The following is a 23,157-nucleotide window of genomic DNA, read 5'->3' on the forward strand; positions in this document are numbered from 1 at the left end:
TTTTATTTATTGGGATTGTTATTACTTGAATACCTTGAAACGATCTTCGTCGTCCATGTAATCCTTTGATTGTGCTGGTGCTTCAATTGAACCGAATACCATTTCACCACGTAGTCTCCAGTTAGCTGGAATATCGAATTCCTTAGCTACATCTTCGTCGATTAGTGGGTTGTAATGTTGTAGGTTAGCACCTAGACCATTTTCTGCTAAGCCGGTCCATACAGCGTATTGAGCGTTACCTTGAGCTTGTTCTGACCAGTCGTAAAAGTTGTCAGCGTATGCTGGGAAATTCTTTTCTAAGCCATGAACAACATCCATATCAGTGAAGAATAGAATTGTAGCGTAACCATTCTTAAAACCATTAATCTTGTCAGTAGTTGCCTTTAGGGCATCTTCATCCTTTAAGTGTGGCTTTAAGTTGTCCAAAGTAATGTCCCATACCTTGTCTTGGTTGTCGTTAAATAAAATAACGGCACGAGTTGATTGACTGTTAAAAGCTGATGGTGCTTCCTTAATTGAAGCTTTGATGAAGTTTGCTAATTCATCTTGGCTTTGTTCAACATTACGACCTAATGCGTAAATAGTACGACGGTTCTTTTGTAAATCAAGTAGTTCTGTTTTCATATTGTATCTCTCCTTTTGTTATATCTGATTGATTAATTATCATTATATCACTTACTTTTAGTTAGTAAACCCTTTTGCTCAATTTTTTTAATGAACAAATAAAAACTTAAGTGATATTATTTAGGTATCAGCATAATATTATTTTTCGATGAGGTAAATTAATATGTTCTATTACTTATTTTTAGCGCTCGCTATTATTGGTGAACTCATCGGTACAAACCTATTAAAAATGTCGATGGGTTTTACTAAGATACTTCCAACAATTGGATCGCTAATTTCATTTGCATTATGTTTTTACTTTTTATCAATTGCTATGGTTAAGATTCCACTAAACATTGCATATGCTAATTGGAGCGCTTTAGGAATTCTTGCTACCACAGCAATTGCTTCATTAGTTTACAAGGAACAAATTAACATCATGAGCATGATTGGCATCGTTTTTATAGTCATCGGCGTAGTTCTTTTAAACCTATTTAGTGCAAAATAAAAACGCTAAGTTAGAATATTTAACCTAGCGTTATTTTTTATACATAAAAATAAATTGAGAAGTACATTAAAATAGTACCAATCATTACAAAGACATGCCAGATTACGTGTCCGAATGGAATTCTTGGGAAACTGTAGATTAACGCACCAACCGTGAATGCAATTCCACCAAATAGTAATAATAGGAATCCATGAATTCCTAGGTAATCATACAATTTCACAATTCCTAGTAAACACATCCACCCCATTACTACATAAATAATAGTAGAAAGTGTCTTTAATTTCCCCATCCATAATGACTTGTAGATGATTCCTAATACCGTCATAATCCAAATTACAGTTAAAATGACCCATCCTAGCCATCCCCCGATGGCAATTAAACAGTATGGAGTGTAACTCCCAGCAATTAGTAAATAAATTGCGGAATGATCAAAGATTTGGAATAACTTTTCAACACGGGTGAAATATAGGCTATGAAACATAGTGGAAGCAATATAGAAAGTTACTAATGTGATTGAGTAGATGACAAAACTAGTAATTCTCATCTCTCCACCAACATGTACACCGTGAATTATCAATGCTACAGCACCAATGATTGCAAGTAATTCCCCAATTCCATGGGTGATTGCACTAAAAATTTCGTTTAGTAGGTAGTATGTTTTATCCTTAATCCAGTTAAATTTTTGTTTAACTGAGTCAGTAGTCTTTTGTTTTAAGTCGTTGTTCATAAGTAAATTACCTCAATTAATGTTTATTTAATTATATAACTATGTAATCTAGTTTTCAATACTAGATGTTAAAGACTAAAAAAAGAACCCTCTTTAGGGTTCTTTTTAGTACCAGTTATGTGATAACCAGAATGATTTAGCTTTTACCCATGATCCATAACGACTCTTAACATATTTGTTAGCAGTACGTTCTTGGTTCTTATGAGATAAGTTACCACCGTAGTAACTGATTAATAATTGATATTTACCGTAACATGAACCGTTGGAAGCAGTGTATGATCCACCTGATTCATGATTAGCAATCCATGCTTTAGCAGCAGCGTTTGCTCTTGATAAATGTTTTCTAACTTTATAAGTTGAGTGTTTCTTGATACGAGTTGAACTAACAATCTTTTTAACAGAATGCTTTTTAGCACGTTTTACAGTGTGCTTTTTTGCTGTTTTCTTGTGAGCTTTTGCTACTTTTTTAGCCTTTTTAGCTTTTTTAGATACCTTCTTATGTTTGTGTACCTTTTTAACATGCTTAGTAGCTTTCTTATTAGCGTTTTCTTGAACAGTCTTTGTTTGAGCTGGTGTAGCTGGTGTAACAACTGAATCAGCTTTTGCGGTTTGTGGTATTAAAAACAATGTCGCAATCAATAATGATACCAATACAGCAAAGGTAATCATCTTATTATTCGAATGCATATAATGTTTTCCCTCCTTAAAATTACTTAAATAACATAACGAACCAGTTTTACTATCTTGTTAGAGTTATGTTACAGGAATATTACATTTTATTTCAGTTGTGAAACAAAACTAGCTTCAAGTCTAATTTAAAAGCTCTTAAGACTTTCTTAAGTTTTATGAAAAAGAATTGACTTTTAAAAGAAAAACGTATATAGTTAGTTACATAAGTAATTAACTATATTATAAGGAGATGCACTATGAAAACTCTTGAAGTTCAAAGTTTAAACAAGTTCTTCGGAAGAAAACAAGCTTTATTCGACGTTTCATTTGATATCGAACCTGGTACTATTCTTGGTCTAATTGGACCAAATGGTGCTGGTAAGTCTACTATTATGAAGAGTATCGTTGGTCTTACCGACTACAACTCAGGTAGCATTAAAATTGATGGAAAAGAATTAACCAAAAACAAGCGTAGCAGTCTAGAAAACGTTGGTTCAATGATTGAATCACCTGCTCCATACTTGAACCTAACTGGTCGTCAAAATCTAAAGCTATTCAATGACGGTTCTACCACCGCAGAAGAAATGCAAGAAATTATGGACGAAACTCAAATCACTGAATTTGCTGACCGTAAGGCCAAGAAATATTCATTGGGTATGAAACAACGTCTAGGAATTGCAATTTCATTGCTTAACCATCCTAAACTACTTATCCTAGATGAACCTATGAACGGTCTAGATCCCCAATCAACTCATGATTTACGTGACTTACTTGTAAAATTATCAAAACGTGGCATTAGTATTCTTATCTCCAGTCACTTACTTGATGAACTATCACGTATCGCTGATTACTATGTGGTAATCAACCACGGTAAAGTAATCAAGAAGTCAGACGCTAAGTCATTCCTATCTGATGGTCTTAAGAACATTAGAATCGAAGTATCAGATATGGATAAAGCAATGAACATTCTTAGTTCAGAAGGTCTATCACCTGTTATTTACGACAAGAAAATCGAAATTTCAGATAATGATGAAGGTACTGCATTAAGTCAAGTTATTGAATTACTTAGTCAATCAGAAGTCCAAATCCTTGATGTTACAAGACATCAAGAAGACTTAGAAGAATCATTATTGAAGATTCTGTCCGAAGATAATAGCAAGGAGGCTAAATAATGTTAACTTTAATTAGACAAGAACTATACAAACAATTACACGGTAAGTTTTACATTGGATGGAGTATCGTTGTCCTAGCTATCACTCTACTAAGTGGATATTTCTATCACAATGGTGGCACTGCCCTTAGCACCATAAATGCCAGTGGACGAGTTTTTGGTAATGGACTATCAATGGTCTTAATCGCAATGATCGTTTTTGCTAGTTCACTATTAACTAAAGATTTCTCAAACAACACTGTTAAGTATCTATTTGCTCGTCAATTCTCTCGTGGTAAGATTCTAATTTCAAAACTAATCACTACAGTACTTATGTTTGTTTATCTTGTGATAATCACTTTTATCGCTACTGCAATTGCAAATGTATTATTCAATGAAAATCGTGCATTCTTATGGCATGATATTTTTGGATACCTTATTGGAATGGCTTTCTACCTATTCCTAATGCTTTCTATCGTTCTATTAATCAGTAACATCTTTAAGAGTAATGCTGTTGCAATTGCTTTTGGTATTGTATTTTACTTCGTATCAAATGTTATTAACGTATTCTTAAACATTCTAGTAGACAAGATGGAATGGATTAAGTACAACCCACTTAACTTTTTAAACATCCTAAAACAATACTCAGTTCCTGAATATTCTCAATTATCAAGATTGTCAGTAACTCAATTAGAAGTTGGATCAATTATTTGGGGAATTATCTTCCTATTAATTACTTACGTTGTTTATAACCGTCGTAATGTTTAATAATAATATAGTAGAAAAAAGCGACTTAATTATTGTTTAGTCGCTTTTTTTATTGGAATGAATACCATAAAAGTGATAAACTCTTGTTATTGATTAATTTCGAATAAAGATTTGGAGGCCAACGTATTGGTTGATTTATTAAAAAAAGAAATGAACAAGAAAAATCGTCTTATTTTTCTTGCAATGGCAGTTTTCTTAGTTGTTGTTACAATTTTAATGGCTGTTATTGGTAAAGATACAAGAACACTGGATGGATACAAACTAATGAATTCGTTTGGTGGAATTACACCAGTGATTGAATTACTTGCCACTATTATTACTGCAACTAGATTTGCTGGTGTAGACAGTAATAAACAAGTTCGTGAAAACATGGCAAAACATAGTAAAACTACTATTTTCATCTCAAAGATTATTACATGCATGGTCGCATACTTCATCTTACTTGCTCTTTCAGTTCTAACAATCATTTTCATGAAGTACCTAGTATTTCCTGAAAGTGTATTTGCTGGTAAGCTAGCACTAGAATTACAATGGGCAACGTTAGGTAACATTGCTTACGTATTCATCTTTGAATCATTTGTAATCATGGTTATTGGTTTTTGTAAAACGTGGTATGGTGCCATTGCATTTGGTGTTGCCTTAAATTACATCACCGAAATAATTGCTGGTATTTTCATGATCTTCATTTACAATAACCGTCAACTTATTTGGAACCCATTCAACTTCTTCTTTGTTGAAAAACAAATCCAAGATGGTATGAAGCATATGATGACCCGTCTAACATTGAACCAAATCATTGCCGGCTCAATTGTTTATGCCGGAATCTTCTTCGTAATTGGATTTATCATCTTTGTCTTCATCAGAAAGTTCCCTACTGATGAAGAATTGATTGCAAAACGACAAGCTAAGAAAAATAAAAAACAAAAATTACAAACTGCATAATATTACTTATATATAGCACTCAGATAGGCACCGTGTATAAAATCACAGTGTCTATTTTATTGACCAATTTAAATTTAGTGATATTCTTTAATATTGTATACAATATAATCACTTGCTAGACAAAATCCACCGAACAATGAAAGGAGTTTTGCATTATGCCAAAAGAAGTGACTCTAAACGATCAAATTTGTTTTCAAATTTCACGAGCACACCAACTATTTAACAAGTTCTATCAAGAACCACTAGAAAAATTCAACTTAACTTACGTTCAATACATTACCCTACTTTCATTATGGGAAAATGACGGAGTAACCGTTAACTACCTAAGTCAAAAATTAGGTCTTTCAAACGGTACTTTGACCCCATTGTTGAAACGTTTGGAAAAAGCTGGTTGGATTACAAGAAATCGAGATAAAGCAGATGAACGTCGTGTCCTAATTCACTTAACACAGTTAGGAAAAGACAAAAAAGACCCAATTGTGGAATCAGTTCAAGGATGTTTGAACAGACTTAACTACAGCGATGAAGAATTTGCTGATGCGATGGATACAATCATTGATCTTCAACACCGTTTGGAAAGAACAAACGAAAGTAATAAGTAATTTTTTGTAATCATTTAATTGACACTTGTCTTTCGCAAGTATACAATATTAATTGTTAAAGAAAAGACATGTCCGCTTAATGATGCTTTCCAGAGAGAATTACATTTTTCTGTAAGTAATTTATTGCAGTTAAACGGTTACCACTTTTCTATTCTATGTAAATCGATATTATTTTTAATGACTAATATGAGGGCATTATAGGTATCTGTAATGCTAAAGATGGGTGGAACCACGTTAATATAGACGTCCCTGACACATAAGTGTCGGAGACGTTTTTTTGTTTCCCCACCTCAAATAAATTCAAGAAGGTGGAAATATTGTCAAAAAATAATGATAAGTTAGAAAGAAAGCTTAGTGCTCGTCACATGAAAATGATTGCACTAGGTGGAACCATTGGAGTTGGTCTATTCATGGGGGCCAAGTCCACAATTGGTTGGACCGGTCCTTCAGTGTTACTAGACTATGCGATTGCAGGATTATTCTTATACCTAATTATGCGTGCCTTAGGTGAAATGTTATACGTACATCCAGTTACTGGATCATTCTCACAGTTTGCCTCAGAATACCTACACCCTGTATTCGGTTATTTAACCGCATGGAGTAATGTCTTCCAATACATTGTTGTTGGTATTTCAGAAGTCATTGCTATTGGTACATATATGCAGTTCTGGTGGCCACATTTACCATCTTGGCTTCCTGGAATCATTGCCATCGTATTTTTATGTATCGCCAATTTAGTATCAGTAAGTGCCTTCGGTGAACTTGAATACTGGTTTGCCTTAGTCAAAGTTGTTACCATCATCGCCATGATTATCATTGGCTTGGTCATCATCATATTTGGATTTAATGGTATTCACCCAACTGGTATCTCAAACATTTGGAGCCATGGCTTCTTTGCAAATGGTTTTAAAGGATTCTTCTTTGCTTTGGCAATTGTAATTGCCTCATACCAAGGAATCGAATTAATTGGTGTGACTGCAGGTGAAGCTGAAAACCCTAAGCAAACATTAGTTAAAGCTATTCAAGATACCATTGGTCGTATCCTAATCTTCTACATTGGTGCAATTTTTGTAATCCTAAGCATTTATCCTTGGGATAAGATTAGTCAAATTGGTTCTCCCTTCGTAGAAACATTCTCACAAGTAGGTATCACTGCTGCTGCTTCAATCATCAACTTTGTGGTGGTAACTGCCGCACTATCTGGATCTAACTCAGGAATTTACAGTGCTAGTCGTATGGAATTCCTACTATCTGAAGAAGGTCAACTTCCAAAAGTGTTCAGAAAGTTAAACCGTCACGGTGTTCCTTACGTTTCAGTAATCAGTATTTCAGCTGGAATTTTAATTGGGCTATTATTAAACGTATTACTACCAATATTCTTCCCATCAGCAAACCAAATCTTCGTGTATGTCTACAGTTCATCAGTGCTACCTGGTATGGTTCCATGGGTAGTGATTTTGGTATCTCAAATTAGATTCAGAAAGCAACATCCGGAAGAATTAGTGAACCATCCATTCAAGATGCCATTATCACCTATCAGTAATTACATTACACTAATTTTCCTAGCAATTACCTTGGTATTCATGTTCATTAATCCTTCTACTAGAATTCCTTTGATTATCGGAATCTTCTTCCTATTAATTATGGCGATTCTATACTTCGTAAAATTCAATCAAAACAATGAATAGATAGTAATAAGTTTGTTGAATAAAATTCATCAATTGTTAAATTCCTTGACATTAATTTTAATATGTAATAACATTTCTTAAATAATAAATATTAGAATTATGTAAGTGAAAATCTTACTGGGGAATTGTTTATTACCTATCAGAAAGATCTAACTATTGTAAAATCAAACCAATGTTATAGCAATTTTGACTAATTATTTAAAAATTATTTAATTATATTGGATTGGTTATGCAATTTTATAAAATCCCTAGTACAATAGATAATGTAGTACTAGGTTTTTTATTACATAATTTCTTATAGGATGGTGAAATATATTGGCAGAAGAAAAGCAAGAAAAGAAGTTAGAGCGTAAATTGAGCTCTAGACAAATGCAAATGATCGCCCTTGGGGGAACAATCGGGGTTGGTCTATTTATGGGTGCCAAGTCCACAATTGAATGGACTGGTCCCTCTGTATTACTAGCATATGCAATAGCTGGTGTGTTCTTATATTTAATTATGAGAGCTTTGGGTGAAATGTTATATGATAACCCTATCAGTGGTTCTTTCTCACATTTTGCATCTGAATACATGCACCCTGTTTTTGGTTACTTAACAGCATGGTCAAACATTTTTCAATGGGTTGTCGTTGGTATCTCAGAAATGATTGCTATTGGTACATATATGCAATTCTGGTGGCCATCAATCCCATCTTGGGTACCAGGCATCATTGCCGTAATATTCTTATGTATTGCTAACTTGATTTCGGTTAGTGCCTTTGGTGAATTAGAATACTGGTTCGCATTAATTAAGGTCGTTACAATCATTGCAATGATCGTTGTTGGCCTAGTAATTATCGTTTTAGGATTCAACGGAATAGGACCTACTGGTATTTCAAACCTTTGGTCACATGGCTTCTTTACCGGTGGTGTTAAAGGATTCTTCTTTGCTCTATCAATTGTTTTTGCTTCATACCAAGGAATTGAATTAATTGGTGTGACTGCGGGTGAAGCTGAAAATCCTAAGCAAACATTAGTAAAGGCTATCCAAGATACCATTGGTCGTATCCTAATTTTCTACATCGGATCAATCTTCGTTATGCTTTCAATTTACCCTTGGGATAAAATTGCTAACATCGGTTCTCCTTTCGTAGAAACCTTCTCTCAAGTTGGAATCACTGCTGCTGCTTCAATTATCAACTTTGTTGTTTTAACAGCCGCTCTATCAGGTTCTAATTCAGCTATCTATAGTTCAAGTCGTATGTCATACTTATTGGCTCAACAAGGTCAATTACCTGAAAGATATAACAAAATTAACAAGCACGGAGTCCCATACATTTCAGTAATTTCTATTGCAACCGGAATATTATTAGGAGTTATTCTAAACGTAGTACTACCACTATTCTATAAGGGTGCAAGTCAGGTATTCGTATATGTATACAGTTCATCCGTTCTACCTGGTATGGTTCCTTGGTTTGTTATCATCATGTCTGAACTTAAGTTTAGAAAGCAACATCCAGAGAAATTAGCTAATCATCCGTTCAAGATGCCTTTTGCTCCTTTCTCAAACTATCTAACACTACTAGTACTATTCATTACTTTAGTATTTATGTTCTTCAATGATGATACAAGAATTCCATTGATTGTAGGGATCGTCTTCTTAGCTTTAATGACAATCCTATACTTTGTTAGATTTAATAAGAAAACAAAATAATTCATATTAAAACTAATTTAGCCACCCTTTTTCTATTCAAGGGTGGCTATTTTCATGTTAGAATATTAGTTACGTTTGTTTATTATTTGCAAACATTTGTTGACAAATTAACAAAAACGATTAAAATATAATCAATTTCTAATCATTTTTTAATAAACGAGATGCCATCTTGTTTATACATACGAAAAGAGGTAATTTTTATGGCGAATCTATTCAAACGAATGAATCGAAAAGAAGACCCTAGTGTCTATGAGCAAAAGGATTCTAACTTGGTCAGATCATTGACTACAAAGGATTTCCTTGCTTTAGGAGTTGGAACAATCGTTTCTACTGCTATTTTTACTCTTCCTGGTATCGTGGCCGCTAACAATGCAGGTCCGGCAGTAACCATTTCTTTCTTGCTTGCTGCAATCGTTGCTGGATTAGTTGCTTTATCTTACGCTGAAATGGCTTCAGCCATGCCGTTCGCTGGTTCAGCATATTCCTGGATTAATGTTGTTTTTGGAGAATTCTGGGGTTGGGTTGCTGGATGGGCACTCCTAGCTGAATACTTCATTGCAGTTTCCTTTGTTGCAGCTGGGCTATCGGCTAACTTCCGAGGCCTAATCGCACCACTTGGAATTAATTTCCCTACATACTTAGCCAATCCAGTTAGTGCAAAAGGTGGATTAGTTGATATTTGTACCGTCTTTGTAATCTTAATCGTTATGTTTTTGATTACACGTGGTGATAAACAAACTTCTCGTGTTGAAAATGTATTAGTAATTTTAAAAGTAGCTGCTGTATTAGTATTTATCGTTGTTGGAGCTACTGCAATTCACTTCGCCAACTACGTTCCATTTATTCCTGCTCACCATGTTAATGCAGATGGTACAAGCTTCGGTGGCTTTAGCGGAATCTACGCTGGTGTTTCAGTAATTTTCCTATCATACATTGGATTTGATTCAATTGCTGCAAACTCTGCAGAAGCTAAGAATCCACAAAAGACAATGCCTAGAGGTATCATTGGTTCTCTAGTAATTGCCGTTACACTATTCGTTGCCGTATCACTAGTACTAGTTGGTATGTTCAAATACACAAACTATGCTAACAATGCTGAACCTGTTGGTTGGGCCCTTCGTCAAGCTGGTCATCCAATTGTTGCTTCAGTTGTTCAAATTATTGCCGTTGTAGGTATGTTTACTGCTTTAATCGGTATGATGATGGCAGGATCACGTCTACTATACTCATTTGGTAGAGATGGTATGCTACCTAAATTCCTAGGTAAAATTAGTAAGAAAAATCACCTTCCTCTAAATGCAATCATTACTATGACTGTCATTTCAGTTGTTATCGGTGCCTTCCTAACATTTACATTCCTATCTCAATTAATTTCAGCTGGTACTTTGATTGCTTTCATGTTCGTTTCTATCGGGATTTACCCACTTAGAAAACGTGAAGGAAAAGACATTAATATGCCTGGCTTTAAAGAACCATTCTTCCCTATCATGCCTGCTTTAGGGTTCCTAGCATCACTAGCAGTCTTCTGGGGTCTAGATAACGATGCTAAGATTTATGCATTGGTATGGTTCATTATCGGTATGATTATTTACTTTGTTTATGGTATGAACCATAAATCAAGAAATCAACAAGCCGAAGTTAAATCAGATGACTTTGAGTAATTAAAACCAAATAAAAAGAGGACTCGTTTGAGTCCTCTTTTTTTATGCTATTTTCTTACGTATAAATCAATCCAACCTTCACTATGATCTTGATAGTTAAATCTCATATGACGAAGTCTGGTGTAGTGTTTCTTTAGGAATCTAGTATCGACTTTCCATAGTCGCCAACCCTTACGGTATTTAGCAACAACGAATTTATATTTTAATGAATGTAAGTAATCACGTTGAGCATCATACATTGGCTTGTAATTGATATTGTTTCTGATAAAGAAACGATTATCAGCATGTGTTCCAGTGTAGGTATATAAACCAACATCTAAGAAACGGTAGTTCAATAATGACTTATCTTTAGACTTGTTAATAATCTTTGAATATTCATATTGATATGATTGGCTAGGTTTTGAGTAATGTAAGCTTGTACGGTAATTTCTATTTGTAACGAAAATTCCTAATAAAGCAATTACAGACAATCCCCAGATTAAATATTTTTTATTATATAAATATTTATCAACCAGTAATCCTAACTCGAATAAATAGAAGATGATGAATGGTTCACACGCAAATAGATAGTATGAAAAACTAGCGCCACCAACTTCATATGTTGCAATGATATCAATGAAAACAATTAGCACAAGTAGTATCTTATTGCTATCATGCATCTTTGCCTCACGCATGTATCTAACAACCGAACAAATAAATATTGCAATCATCAAGTAGTAAACTGTTCGAATAATTACTAAATGGTGTGAAAAACCAAATGTTGGATATTCCATCTTAAATAGTGTGTATGCGAACGATGCGTTTTGTACATGGTAATGAGTCAAGTTAAGGTAGAAATAGTCGTTAAATAGGAATTTTAAGGCTCCTGTGGCCCAATAAAGAATAATGATTGGTAAAGTTACCGATAAGAATCCGATTAATGCATCTAAGATAATCACAAATAACTTCTTAAAGCGTTTAGTGAACAAACAAGCTAAACCAACATAAATAAAGAATATTACCCATGGAATAACTAATGAATATTTAATCCAAAATAGAATTGCAACAAAGCATCCATTAACTATGTAGTAACGACGTGGCATGTCAAACCAGTTATATTGAATACATGAGTAAAGCAAGATTAATACAAATGTCATAGCGTATTCTTCAGGTAAATCACCATAATAGAAGATTCGACTGGTAAATGCCAATGGGATAAATAAGAAACTGCAGAACATTGCTGTCCTTGCACTTAATTTCATTGATAGAATTCTGTTAATATACGCGATATCTAGGAACAACAACAATGATTCAATTACATAGATAAATGTAAAAGAGTTGTATGAAAAGATCGCATTTGCGGAATGGATTAAGTAAATCAATGGTCCCCTATTATCAAATAAGTCCTTGTAGGGAAGTAATCCGTGTAGTAATCCTTTTCCAACAGTATACATTGTATTCGCATCTACTGATCTGTTAAATTCGTAGAATGGCGAAGCTGTTGTTAAAAAGAACATACAAACAAAACTAATCACTAACATTAAAATGTTCTTAGCGGTTAGTCTATTTATAATTATTTTCATTTTCTCACCTCATCTTGTAATGATAATCCAATAAAAATAAAATAGCTATAAAAAAATTCCCTAAAACCAATTTTTTAGGGAATTTTTTAAAATTAATTAGGTATTTTACTTCTCTTCTTGAGCTTGAGCGGCTTGTCCTAAGATGTTTAGGTAATGGAAAGGACGGTCGAAGTTTGGTTGGAATAGCATATCAACCATTGCTAAATCATCAATTGTGTTCTTGTTTTGGATAAGAACGGATAATGTGTTAGCTGATTGAGAAATGTCGTAACGACTCATCAATGAGCCACCTAAGATACGGCGTGTGCTTGGGTCATATACTAGTTCCATTAACACTTTTTCAGTTGTTGGCATGAATTCTGGACGATAGTTATCTTCAACAACTACTGAGCTAGCTTTCATCCCTTTTCTTTCAGCCATACCAACTGTCATACCAGAAGAAACTAATGCGTAGTCATATAGTTGTAAACCAGATGATGATTGAGTACCCATGTACTTAGTTGTTGGTTTTTCAATATTCTTACCAACTAAAATACCTTGACGAACTGCGTTAGTTGCTAATGGAATGTATTCGTTAGTTTCACTTGGGTTGAAGTGTACCGCAGCACTATCACCGGCAGCAAAGATGTCTGGGTTTGATGATTGCATATATTCATTTGTGATAATAGCACCATTGTCCATCATATCAACCTTACCAGTTAATAGTTCAGTGTTTGGTTGGAAACCAACACATAGGATAGCCATATCAGCTTTGATATCGTGATCACCAGTTGATAGTGTTAGTTCATCATCGCCAGAGAACTTTTGAACACGTACCCCTAGTTCTAGTTTAACGTTGTGGTCAGCATATAGTTCTTCAATCTTGTCAGTGAACTTCTTGTCAAAGTACTTTGATAAAACGTGGCTATCACTGTTAATCAAAGTAGTTTCGTGACCATGGTTTGAAAATGCTTCGGCTAATTCAGCCCCGATATATCCAGCACCAACAACAGCAATACGTTTGTGGTCTTTAGCCTTTTCAAATAGGATTTGAGCATCGTGCCAGTTCTTACAGAAAAATACGTTCTTGTTATCGCGACCTTCGATTGGAGGAAGAACAGGACGTGAACCTGTTGTCATAACTAGCTTGTCGTACTTATCAGTAAATACGTCATGTGAATCTAAGTTTTCAACTTCAATTGTCTTAGCATCAGTATCTACAGACTTTACACTGTGTAGCATTTTAACGTTTGCACCTAAATCGGATAGTTCCTTAGGGTTTGAGTAGAATAAACCTTGAGGATCCTTAACCTTGCCATCTAGGTATAAAGCGATACCACATGATAGGAATGAAATGTTGTCATTTCTTTCGTATACAGTAACTTCTGCGTCTGGGTGTTCTTTTAAAATTTGTTTAACAGCGAATGTACCTGCATGTGTACAACCAATAACAATAACTTTCATATTGTAATACCTTCTCTATTCTGTATTTTTTTCATTTATATTTTCTCTACAACTCTAATTATATGTATTGTGAATAAAAACACAATAATTTTATTTGTCCTTAAGATAATTTTAACATTTTAAATATTAACAGTTATTATAGCGCCTTTGTACTTTGTGTATCATATCACTGATTTCACAAATGTATAAAAAAAGCAATGAAATTAATTCGTTGCTTTTGTAATTAATATATCCAAGCTTTTTTACCTTGTTTACGATTATACACAATCAAAGATACATAAGATGAAAGAATCCCCACTATAAATATTAGTAACGATAAAATATCAACTTTATTTGTTGCAGAAGTATTAACATAATTAGAATGCATAGAAAAAACAAAAGCCGAGTAATCCATCAACGCATGTAAACTAATTGAAACCCAAATATTTTTACTAATGTAGTAAACAGTAGCTAATACAAATCCTAGTCCAGCCGCATATATAACTTGGTTAGTAGTATCCCAAAATGGTGAAACTAAATAATTTAACATGTGTAAAGAACCAAAGACCATACTAGAGAAGAAAATACTCTTCATTACAGGATAATTCTTAAAGCCTTTTAGCATTGCTCCCATCATAACTCCTCTAATGGATATTTCTTCAAACATTCCCACAAAAAGTGCTTCAATAAGTCCAATACCAAAAGCTAAGATGATATTTTGAGCATCCATATTATGAAGAAGGTTTTTCCATACTAGAGAGTCACTTGCTAGGGTCATATTTAGAATTGTTAAAGCTATTAACAGCCATCCCTCTTTAAAAATATGAGAGTATCCGCCATGTTCATGCATAACATTAATTTTCCAATGTCGTTTTGCAAATACCAACAGTGCAATCGCAAATACAGCTCTCATGATTCCTGGATCCATCTGACCTAATATTTGGTGATTATTGTTATAAATATTAAAGTTAATTGCCGTAACTCCTACAATATTTAATGCAATAAAATCGATTAATAAAACCCAAAAAGTAATGGACCACATTTTTGCTAGTTTCATACTATTCCATCCTCGCTTTAATTGATGAAAACATCATAACACACAAAAAAAGAATGCCAAAATGGCATTCTTTTTTACATGTTATTTGTAACTATTCTTAAAAGAGTTCATTTCTTTATAGTATTTAGACATAGTCTTATTAATTTTTGTAGCCTTTGCCTTTAACTTCTTCAGAGCTGAACGATTCTTCTTGCTATTATGCTTCTTTATATCCTTTTTAATCTTTGCTTCTTGGTCCTTAATACTAGCTAATTTAGATTTTGCCTTGTTTACTAATCCAACGTTCTTGAAGTATCCAGCTAACCCATTCTTTCTGTTTTTAAGTCTGTCATATGACTTCTTATCACTGTTGTACTTCTTAAGAAGCTTTTTGTAGTGAGCAGTATGTTTATTCTTTAACTTAGATAATTGTGCTTTTTCCTTTGCTAAAGATTTCTTAGCAACAGTGACCTTTGAAGTAAGAATTGCTAAATCAGATTTTTTTGGAATCTTACGACCCTTAAGACCTTTAAGAGTTCCACCCTTTGTAATCTTATACTTCTTACCCTTGTAAACAGCAGTCCCTGACTTACGTAGTTTCCCATCCTTAGTAAAAGCGTAGAAATATCCATCATATTCACGAACACCACCAAGAATATTACTATTCTTGTCTAATAAGAATTTAGAACCATCTGGTAGCTTAACCATTTGATTAGGTGCAATCAATTGGCCGTATTGGTTGAAATTAAATCTTTGGTTGTTAATACCAATTCCTTGTTGAGCTGGATGATTATCAAAAGAAATATAGTAGATTTTCTTTCCCTTGTAATCCTTGATGAATGTATTTCCGGTTGCTTCACCATTACTATCAAACTTGTATACATTACCTGCATTATTAATAATTCCAGTAGTTACTTTGTTCTTCTTTAGGTAATAGAACAAACCACTGTTTGATGGAGATTGCACGAATGTATTATCACCTCTAATAGTACCGTCTGAAGCAATCTTGAATGTTTGGCTGCCAACAGTTACATCTGAAGTCGCCATCTTTCCATCTATTCCATAGTATGATACCGTGCCATCAGAATTTTTAACAATTGAGTTCTTAATTTCGATACCATTATCACTGAAGTCATATTGAGCACCATCTACAACTGCCTTACCTAATAGAGCCTTGCCATCGTTTCCGAAATAGTATTGGTATCCAGTACCTGGGTTAACTTCAACAAATTGATTCTTAACCATATTTCCGTTGTTATCGAAGTAGTAATATGCGCCATTATCTACGTAGAAAGTGTTAACAGCTTCGTAACCAGTTTGAGCATCGTAGTAATGAGTATTACCTTGACTATCGGTAATCATTTGCCCTGCTATACGCTTACCATTTACAAACCAAGTGTTATGTCCATTAATTACATAATTACCATTTTGATTTTCAATACCATTATTTTTTACGGAATTGGATAGGTTCATCGCAATAGAACTTACACTATTTTCCAAATCTTTAGCAGTCTTATAAGCATCATTTGCGATAGAATTATATAAAATTGCACGTACATCAGTACCTAGTCCAACAGATGTTTGAATATTTTGTTGAGCATTAGTCAAGCTAGCTTGAGCTTGACTAATCTTGTTCAACGCATCAGATACCTTGGTTTGATCAGCATCTGGTTGTGTCTTCAAAGCATTAATTAGTACTGTGTCATCTTGTAAGTAACCTTGTAACTTAGTGATGTTGGTACTTAAACCATCATTAGTAGTTGAGCCATCAGATTGACCGAATTGGTAGTTATCTACGGTTGCTGCTGCAGTCGATGACATGAAGTATGGTTCATTTTGAATTGAACTAAAGTTAACAATATTGTATGACTTATTAGCTTCTGGAAGGTATAGCTCGATAGTAGTGTTATCTACATATACTTCCAGTTTCGTAATATTAGTAGTGCTTAATGAAGTAACAGCATCCTTTGAAAGTAAGTCATATAGTGAGTTTTGACGTTTAACTTCAATACCATTATTGTTCAAGGTAATAGTAATTGTTGATTGATTACGCTTGAATGTAATAGTTTTATCCGCTTGACCACTATCAAAAGTAAAATCTAACTTATTATTAGTGTTTACAAGCACTGATTGAGCTGAAGAATTAATTCTGTAACTGCTTACCAATTTATTGTCAGGTTCAATTGGTACGTATTTAAGTGTCCCATTCACGTTTTGAATTATTCGTGGCAAAGTAATTGTTCCATTGTGCTTTGTAATTCCATCATAATCTGTTATTGCTGCAGCAAGTGGTAAGTAAAGCCAGTTACCACTCCAATTAATATTAATTAAGTTATTATCATCTAGGTTAGTACTGTTACCGGCATATACATCACTCTTGTAATCTGCACCATCAGTATTAACAAATTGAGCATCTGGGGCCAATTTGAATACACCGTTTTTATCTATGCTTCCCTTTACATATGCACTAGCACGGATATTGTCACTATGCCAACTGAAAAACATAAATGTTTGACCATTAATTGTTCTAATTATTGGTGTTTCAACTTCAAAAGGAACTGATTTAATAGTGCCTAAATCAATATCTTCATTAGAGTTATAAGTCCACTTGATACCGTTAGTACTTCTGAAGACAAAAATCTTTTTGGACCAACCACCAGCAACGTATGCAATTAGAGAGCCATCATTTTGTGGTAGTACTTGGATGTCACGGAAATCTCCACTATCAATCTTGAACATATCTGCACTTAATACAGGTTTATCAGTAACTGGTTTGAATTGTTCATCGTTGTTACTGTATACCAAGTCAATGTATTGTTTGTCTGCGATATCAGTAAAGTAAGCTAATTTTGCGTTAGCGTTAATCTTATTACCCCATTTATCTTGCTTAATTCTTCCATTATTTGAAACAATGGAACCGGTCGCTACATATTTCCAGAAAGTCTTGTTTCCAGAAACAACTTGGTTATCTGATCCAGTGTATCCACTATATGGAATGGCAACATTATTTAAGGATGCTGGATTACTTTGATCATAAGGTGTAAAAGTCTTAAAGTCTTTAGTTGTCGCATGGTACCATTCATTTGAAAATCTCTTTCGGCTCGGATACGGATTGTATAGGTAATATACATCATAATAGTCTACCTTCCCATCATTTCCAGTATGTGGAATGATGGATTGAATATCATTTGAATATCCTCGAGGAACGTTGTAATGGAAATTTTGACTGAAGGCACTGTTTGTCATTAATGACTCATCAGTGTGTGAATCATCTTTTGACAAGTAACCGTTTAGGTCAGCATGATAATTTACCTTATTAACAGTGATGTATTTATCAGTAATTAAATATCCTGTTGAAGGATCAAAAAACATTTGCTTACCATTAATATTTTCAATTAGTCCTTTGATTAACTTACCACTTTTTGAGAAGTAAACTTTTTGATTATTTAATGATTGAAGTCCAGTGGCCAGTGCACCATCCTTTTTAGCCAAATATGTAGACTTATTGTATATAAATGACTTGTTTGTTACTAAGCTTCCGTTCTTATTAATATATAATTTCTTACCCTTAAATGAAACAATCTTATTTTTAACTAGGTACCCTTTTTCATTAAAGAATTTTTTTACGCCTTTAATGGTTGCTAAACCTTTTGCATATGTACCTTTCTTGGTTAAATATCTAACACCTGATTTTGTGTACTTATATCCTGATTTTCCTTTAACAACTTTTTTAGTGGATTTCTTAGTTGCTTTTTTAGCGACTTTCTTTGTTGTCTTCTTAGCAACTTTCTTTGTTGATACATTCTTTACATCTTTATTATTTGATGAACTATTAGTAGTTACTGTGTTAGTATCATTATTTTTGTTTTGGTCATTATTGGATTCATTTTTGTTTTCATCTTTGGAAACAGTTGACGTGTTACCATTTTGTATAACACTTACCGCACTTGCATTAACATCAGCATTTACTTTTATACTGTTTGTAGTATCAGAAAGAGCAAATATACCTAAAATGGCTGTAGTAGCAATCCCAGCTACTACCCAATGTTTTCCCGACTTATAACTCTTAAAGTGCACCTTTGTTTCTTTATTCATGATTTCCTCCGAATTTCACCATTAAATTTATTTTAATGATATTATAACAAAATCTAAAAGTAAGTTTAATAGCGTTTAACTTTATTTTAATGTTATTTTATGATAAGTCGCTTAAAAACGTGGATAAAATATCATTATACCAGCACTGAATAATTTTGTTATAAATCGAATATTGATATTGTTAAACCTTCTAATCCAGTTATAAATTATATTATTGTCAATGTTCTCGATTATTATAAAGAATGTAGGTATTACAAAAAAGAACACCCTTAGAGAGTGTTCTTTTTCATAACTTTTATTTAACATTCAATTTTACTTCACTAAACCCTTGATTAAATGTTGCTGTCCATAGTCCTTTAATTAGGTGTGGTGGAAGCAGGAAGGTTCCCGAAGATACCCTTTGACCTGCGTCTAATCTAAGGTCTTGCTCATCTAGTTCTTTGACCAACCATTGGAGTGCGTTTAAAGGATTACTTAACACTTCGGAAGATAATCCAGTCGCAACTTCTTTACCATCATGTCTTAGTGTAGTTGTCACATTTTCTAAATCTTTAAGAGAGAAACTATTGGTATCAAATTCCTCTCCATAGACTACGTATCCGCCAACAGCAGCATCTGACATGACCATGTACTTAGACAGTGATGGGAACCAATCAGAAAATCTTGAGTCTGGCACCTCGACCCCTGATGACACTGTGGTCTTATTTGCTAAATCTTCTAGGCTATCGGTTGGCAATAACGGTTCTTTAGCTTTAAAAACGAGTTCTACTTCAGCAAGTGGATCCATTAATTCGCTGTTTAATGATAATGATACCGGCGATTGCACGAAGTGTGATTTTACTTGCGCACCATATAAGGGCTCGTCTGAATTAAACATATCTTGTGTTTGTTTACTAGTCAAACTGACCTTGTATCCACCAAGATCTTCATCTTTTAATTCCATTAATCTTCTTTGAACTCGATATGATGACTCTTCATCAGACACCATATCTTCCCACTCATCCATTTTTAATGGTTGCTTGCTCTTATATGCTTCAAATAATGCATTGGCCAATCTTTCTTCAGTTGCGGTTAATTCTAATTCAGTAGTTGTCATAATAATACGCTCCTTTTCTAGCAGCGTACCTTATTTGGTGACGCTGCAATCCAAAATAAAATATTAATCTGTCCATCATCTAACTCACTAATCGGTAATTGCATTGTCACCACTTCCCTTCTTAATTCAAATTGATAAATAAAAAAGCGTCCTCAAACCCATACTTAATATGGATCTAAGGACGCTTCCGCGTGTTACCACCTTTAATTTAATAGTCTAAAAAGACTATCCTCTACGTACGGATAAAAATCGATACGCTGTCAACTTAACGGTTGCTACCGGCGCCACTTACTTTTGTTTCAGTGGGCTAACTAAAGAATGATAACTTTCAATCAAATTCGTTATGCTGTCACATCCCACCAGCACTCTCTTGAAACGACTTTGATTAGTTGTTCTTATAATCGCTATTTATTTATCTAATTGACCTTATTATAAGAGCTGAATTAGAAAAGTCAACGCTTTTTAATTATTTTTTAATAAAAGTTTTCGTATAGTTCCATTGTGGACCTGCAGTGTTATGAATAACATCTTTAACATAACTCTTTTGTAAATAGTATGTTCTAACTTGATACAATGGCGAAATTCCTTGATCATCATTTAGTTCTTTGCTTGCTTCAATTAGGTCTTGCCAACGTTTACTTGCGTCATTTGCGTCTGTAGTGCCAGCCTTTTTCAATAGTGCATTGAACTTAGTATTATTATATTTACCAAAGTTATAAGGTGTATTTTGTTCAGGAATTTGTAAGAATGTAATTGGATCTTTAAAATCTCCACCCCATGATGATAGTGAGATTTCAAAGTTCCCCTTTGTAAGATTATCGTTGGCTAACTTACCAGGAATTGTTCTCAAGTTTATAGTAAAGCCCGGAAGAACTGATTCTAATTGAGATTTCAAGTATTGAGTAGCTACCGGAGTGTTCGCATCATCAGTTGATGCCATTAGTGATAATGACACATTCTTGATGCCTAATTCTTTTAATCCTTTTTCATAGTATTGCTTAGCTAACTTTTTGTTATAAGCTAATGAATCTTTATTACCTTGTTGATCAGCAAAATCTTTGCCTGTCTTTGGATCACTAGCCAAATCATAAGGAACAAATCCTGTAATCTTCTTAGTATTAAAACCTAAAATACTTTCATTTAACTGGTCTCTATCGATTGCTAGAGAAATTGCTTTACGAATGTTTTTATTATTAATAACTTTCCTATTTTGTTCGTCAGGATCATTGAAGTTATAACGCAAGAATGTGGTCATTGAGTATGAATAATCATGTAACTCTGAATTATTCTTGTAGTTCTTTAATTGTTCTGAAGATAATGCAGTGACATCAATCTTACCTTGATTATAAAGGTTCAAACTAGTAGTAGGATTAGCTACTACAGTGTAATTAATCTTATTTAACTTGATTTTTTTTGCATCCCAATAGTTATTATTCTTTACATATGACCAAGTATCATTAGTTCCGTTCCACCCTTCAATTGAAAATGGTCCAGAGTAAACCATGTATTTAGCATTAGTTCCATACTTGTCACCATACTTCTTAACAGTGGACTGGTCTTGTGGTCCAAATAATGGATATGCCATTAAAGTCTTAAAGTACGCAATTGGTTTAGTTAGCTTAATTTGGACTGTATGTTTGTTAACAGCTTTAATCCCTAACTTATCTGGATTCATTTTACCATTAGTGATAGCTTCACCATTTTCAACGTCATTGAATAGGTATGCATATTCAGCTTTAGTTGCTGGTTTTACAGTACGACGCCATGAATATACAAAATCATTTGCAGTGATGTCCTTACCATTGCTCCATTTGGCATCCCTTAGTTTAAACGTCCATGTCTTACCGTCTTTACTGGTCTTAGCACTATCAGCTAAATCTAACATTGGTTTACCATCATTGCCAAGTTTGTAAAAACTACTGAACGCATTTCCTGTTGATCCATATCCAGTAGATGTCGATATATCTAGTGTACTTAATTGTGATGTGGCCGCTAAATTCAAAGTTTGTGTCTTTGCGTCGTTATTGCTTGTATTATTACCACATGCTGCCAACGTTACCCCTGTTAAAGCTGTCATTGCTGATGCTACTAATAACTTTTTCATATTTTTCACTCCTATGTGTTTGTATGTGTTCAATCAAAAGAAAAAGACCACTGCCTGCGGTTAACAATGGTTAGCCTCAAACAGTGGTCTCTTATTCGTATAACTCAATTTTTATTAATTTCTGTCAAACTATCTCAAGTTACACGATTAAAAAGGTTACCACATTTGTGCTAACGACAGTTTGACAACAACATGAAATTAAAAATACGTTTTTCAAATGGATAACCTTCTTTCGTACAGATTGATTACTTGAATCATACATGGTTATAAATGAGAAGTCAATGATTAATTCTCATTATTTTTTAATATCAATGGATAGTGATTTGCTTTTTTATTGCCCTAGTAACAAAAGTCGTATACTATAAAGTAGCAGAATAATCATGAGAAGGAACGAAAAAATGAAGAGTACATTTTCCAAAATTATAATTGTCATTATTCTTTTATTTGTGGCAGTCATCGCCGCTATTAGTATAGCTACCAAAAATAGTAACGTTGATTCAACATTAAAAGCGGTTAATCAAACCGTCGCTGTGACAAAGAAAAAACATAATGGTAAATATGAACTAATTGTTAAAAAAGATCAAACCAGTCAATACAGTTTTCCTCGTCTGGATTCCTTAAAGAAGGAAACTTTCAAAAAAGGAACTAAACTATCTTCTACCAAGTTAGTACAAGACGAACAAACCAACTTCTACAAAATCAATGATAATACTTACGTGTTATCTTCAGACGTAGATGTTAAATAAAAAAGAGACTGACCTGAACCCCTAAAATTGGAAGATGGTTATGCTATTTTCTGGGAGGAATTGATTCGGTATTCAACCGGTGACAT

The 23,157-nt window shown here is 33.8% G+C and carries 18 protein-coding genes; 9 read left to right on the top strand and 9 right to left on the bottom strand.

The genetic code is table 11. The features are described 5' to 3' along the window. Positions 1–21: 21 nt before the first annotated feature. Complete coding sequence (locus tag FD688_RS05190; RefSeq protein WP_138742076.1) at positions 22–624, bottom strand: nitroreductase family protein; 603 nt, start codon at positions 622–624, stop codon at positions 22–24. A gap of 163 nt (positions 625–787) precedes the next feature. On the opposite strand from FD688_RS05190, the gene FD688_RS05195 reads away from it, so the two are divergent. Then, positions 788–1,111: a DMT family transporter gene (locus FD688_RS05195; protein ID WP_138742077.1), complete on the top strand. Its 324-nt coding sequence runs from the start codon at positions 788–790 to the stop codon at positions 1,109–1,111. Between the two features lie 37 nt (positions 1,112–1,148). Here the strand turns inward: FD688_RS05195 and trhA are convergent, their stop codons facing one another. Both trhA and FD688_RS07420 read right to left on the bottom strand, forming a co-directional pair. Continuing rightward, positions 1,149–1,838 (bottom strand): PAQR family membrane homeostasis protein TrhA, encoded by a 690-nt coding sequence (gene trhA / locus FD688_RS05200; protein WP_138742078.1) that lies wholly within the window; start codon positions 1,836–1,838, stop codon positions 1,149–1,151. Between the two features lie 105 nt (positions 1,839–1,943). Beyond that, a complete protein-coding gene (locus FD688_RS07420; protein ID WP_225426110.1) occupies positions 1,944–2,525 on the bottom strand; it encodes a peptidoglycan-binding protein LysM in 582 nt (193 codons plus the stop codon). 239 nt (positions 2,526–2,764) lie between these two features. Here FD688_RS07420 and FD688_RS05210 point away from each other — a divergent pair, with 239 nt between their 5' ends. The 7 genes from FD688_RS05210 to FD688_RS05240 all read left to right on the top strand — a co-directional run bounded on the left by FD688_RS05210 (position 2,765) and on the right by FD688_RS05240 (position 11,010). After that, a complete protein-coding gene (locus tag FD688_RS05210; protein ID WP_138742079.1) occupies positions 2,765–3,679 on the top strand; it encodes an ABC transporter ATP-binding protein in 915 nt (304 codons plus the stop codon). Beyond that, positions 3,679–4,425, top strand: a complete 747-nt coding sequence (locus tag FD688_RS05215) for an ABC transporter permease (protein ID WP_138742080.1) — start codon at positions 3,679–3,681, stop codon at positions 4,423–4,425. Before FD688_RS05210 ends, FD688_RS05215 begins: the two co-directional genes overlap by 1 nt. A 126-nt stretch (positions 4,426–4,551) precedes the next feature. Next, on the top strand, positions 4,552–5,367 hold the full coding sequence (locus FD688_RS05220) for a hypothetical protein (protein ID WP_138742081.1): 816 nt from the start codon (positions 4,552–4,554) through the stop codon (positions 5,365–5,367). A 155-nt stretch (positions 5,368–5,522) separates the two neighbouring features. Continuing rightward, positions 5,523–5,969, top strand: a complete 447-nt coding sequence (locus FD688_RS05225; protein ID WP_138742082.1) for a MarR family winged helix-turn-helix transcriptional regulator — start codon at positions 5,523–5,525, stop codon at positions 5,967–5,969. 365 nt (positions 5,970–6,334) lie between these two features. Further along, positions 6,335–7,657: an amino acid permease gene (locus tag FD688_RS05230; protein WP_138742099.1), complete on the top strand. Its 1,323-nt coding sequence runs from the start codon at positions 6,335–6,337 to the stop codon at positions 7,655–7,657. Positions 7,658–8,026: 369 nt separating this feature from the next. Then, entirely contained in the window at positions 8,027–9,349 is a 1,323-nt protein-coding gene (locus tag FD688_RS05235) for an amino acid permease (protein ID WP_138742100.1), read from the top strand. Between the two features lie 200 nt (positions 9,350–9,549). Further along, a complete protein-coding gene (locus FD688_RS05240) occupies positions 9,550–11,010 on the top strand; it encodes an APC family permease (RefSeq protein WP_138742083.1) in 1,461 nt (486 codons plus the stop codon). A 47-nt stretch (positions 11,011–11,057) separates the two neighbouring features. On the opposite strand, the gene FD688_RS05245 is transcribed toward FD688_RS05240, so the two are convergent. The 6 genes from FD688_RS05245 to FD688_RS05270 all read right to left on the bottom strand — a co-directional run bounded on the left by FD688_RS05245 (position 11,058) and on the right by FD688_RS05270 (position 22,325). Continuing rightward, a complete protein-coding gene (locus FD688_RS05245; protein ID WP_138742084.1) occupies positions 11,058–12,572 on the bottom strand; it encodes a hypothetical protein in 1,515 nt (504 codons plus the stop codon). 105 nt (positions 12,573–12,677) lie between these two features. Then, a complete protein-coding gene (locus FD688_RS05250; RefSeq protein ID WP_138742085.1) occupies positions 12,678–14,015 on the bottom strand; it encodes an FAD-dependent oxidoreductase in 1,338 nt (445 codons plus the stop codon). A 223-nt stretch (positions 14,016–14,238) separates the two neighbouring features. Continuing rightward, positions 14,239–15,051 (bottom strand): CPBP family intramembrane glutamic endopeptidase, encoded by an 813-nt coding sequence (locus FD688_RS05255; RefSeq protein WP_138742086.1) that lies wholly within the window; start codon positions 15,049–15,051, stop codon positions 14,239–14,241. Positions 15,052–15,132: 81 nt separating this feature from the next. Further along, entirely contained in the window at positions 15,133–19,125 is a 3,993-nt protein-coding gene (locus tag FD688_RS05260; protein ID WP_138742087.1) for a KxYKxGKxW signal peptide domain-containing protein, read from the bottom strand. Positions 19,126–19,420: 295 nt separating this feature from the next. Continuing rightward, positions 19,421–20,221, bottom strand: coding sequence for a 2-keto-4-pentenoate hydratase (locus FD688_RS05265; RefSeq protein WP_138742088.1), 801 nt, complete (start codon positions 20,219–20,221; stop codon positions 19,421–19,423). Positions 20,222–20,687: 466 nt separating this feature from the next. Beyond that, positions 20,688–22,325 (bottom strand): peptide ABC transporter substrate-binding protein, encoded by a 1,638-nt coding sequence (locus FD688_RS05270; protein ID WP_138742089.1) that lies wholly within the window; start codon positions 22,323–22,325, stop codon positions 20,688–20,690. 398 nt (positions 22,326–22,723) lie between these two features. Here FD688_RS05270 and FD688_RS05275 point away from each other — a divergent pair, with 398 nt between their 5' ends. After that, a complete protein-coding gene (locus FD688_RS05275; RefSeq protein WP_138742090.1) occupies positions 22,724–23,071 on the top strand; it encodes a hypothetical protein in 348 nt (115 codons plus the stop codon). Positions 23,072–23,157 lie beyond the last annotated feature (86 nt).

Origin of the sequence: Apilactobacillus kunkeei, from assembly GCF_005930975.1 — a bacterium.
Taxonomy (GTDB): domain Bacteria; phylum Bacillota; class Bacilli; order Lactobacillales; family Lactobacillaceae; genus Apilactobacillus; species Apilactobacillus kunkeei_E.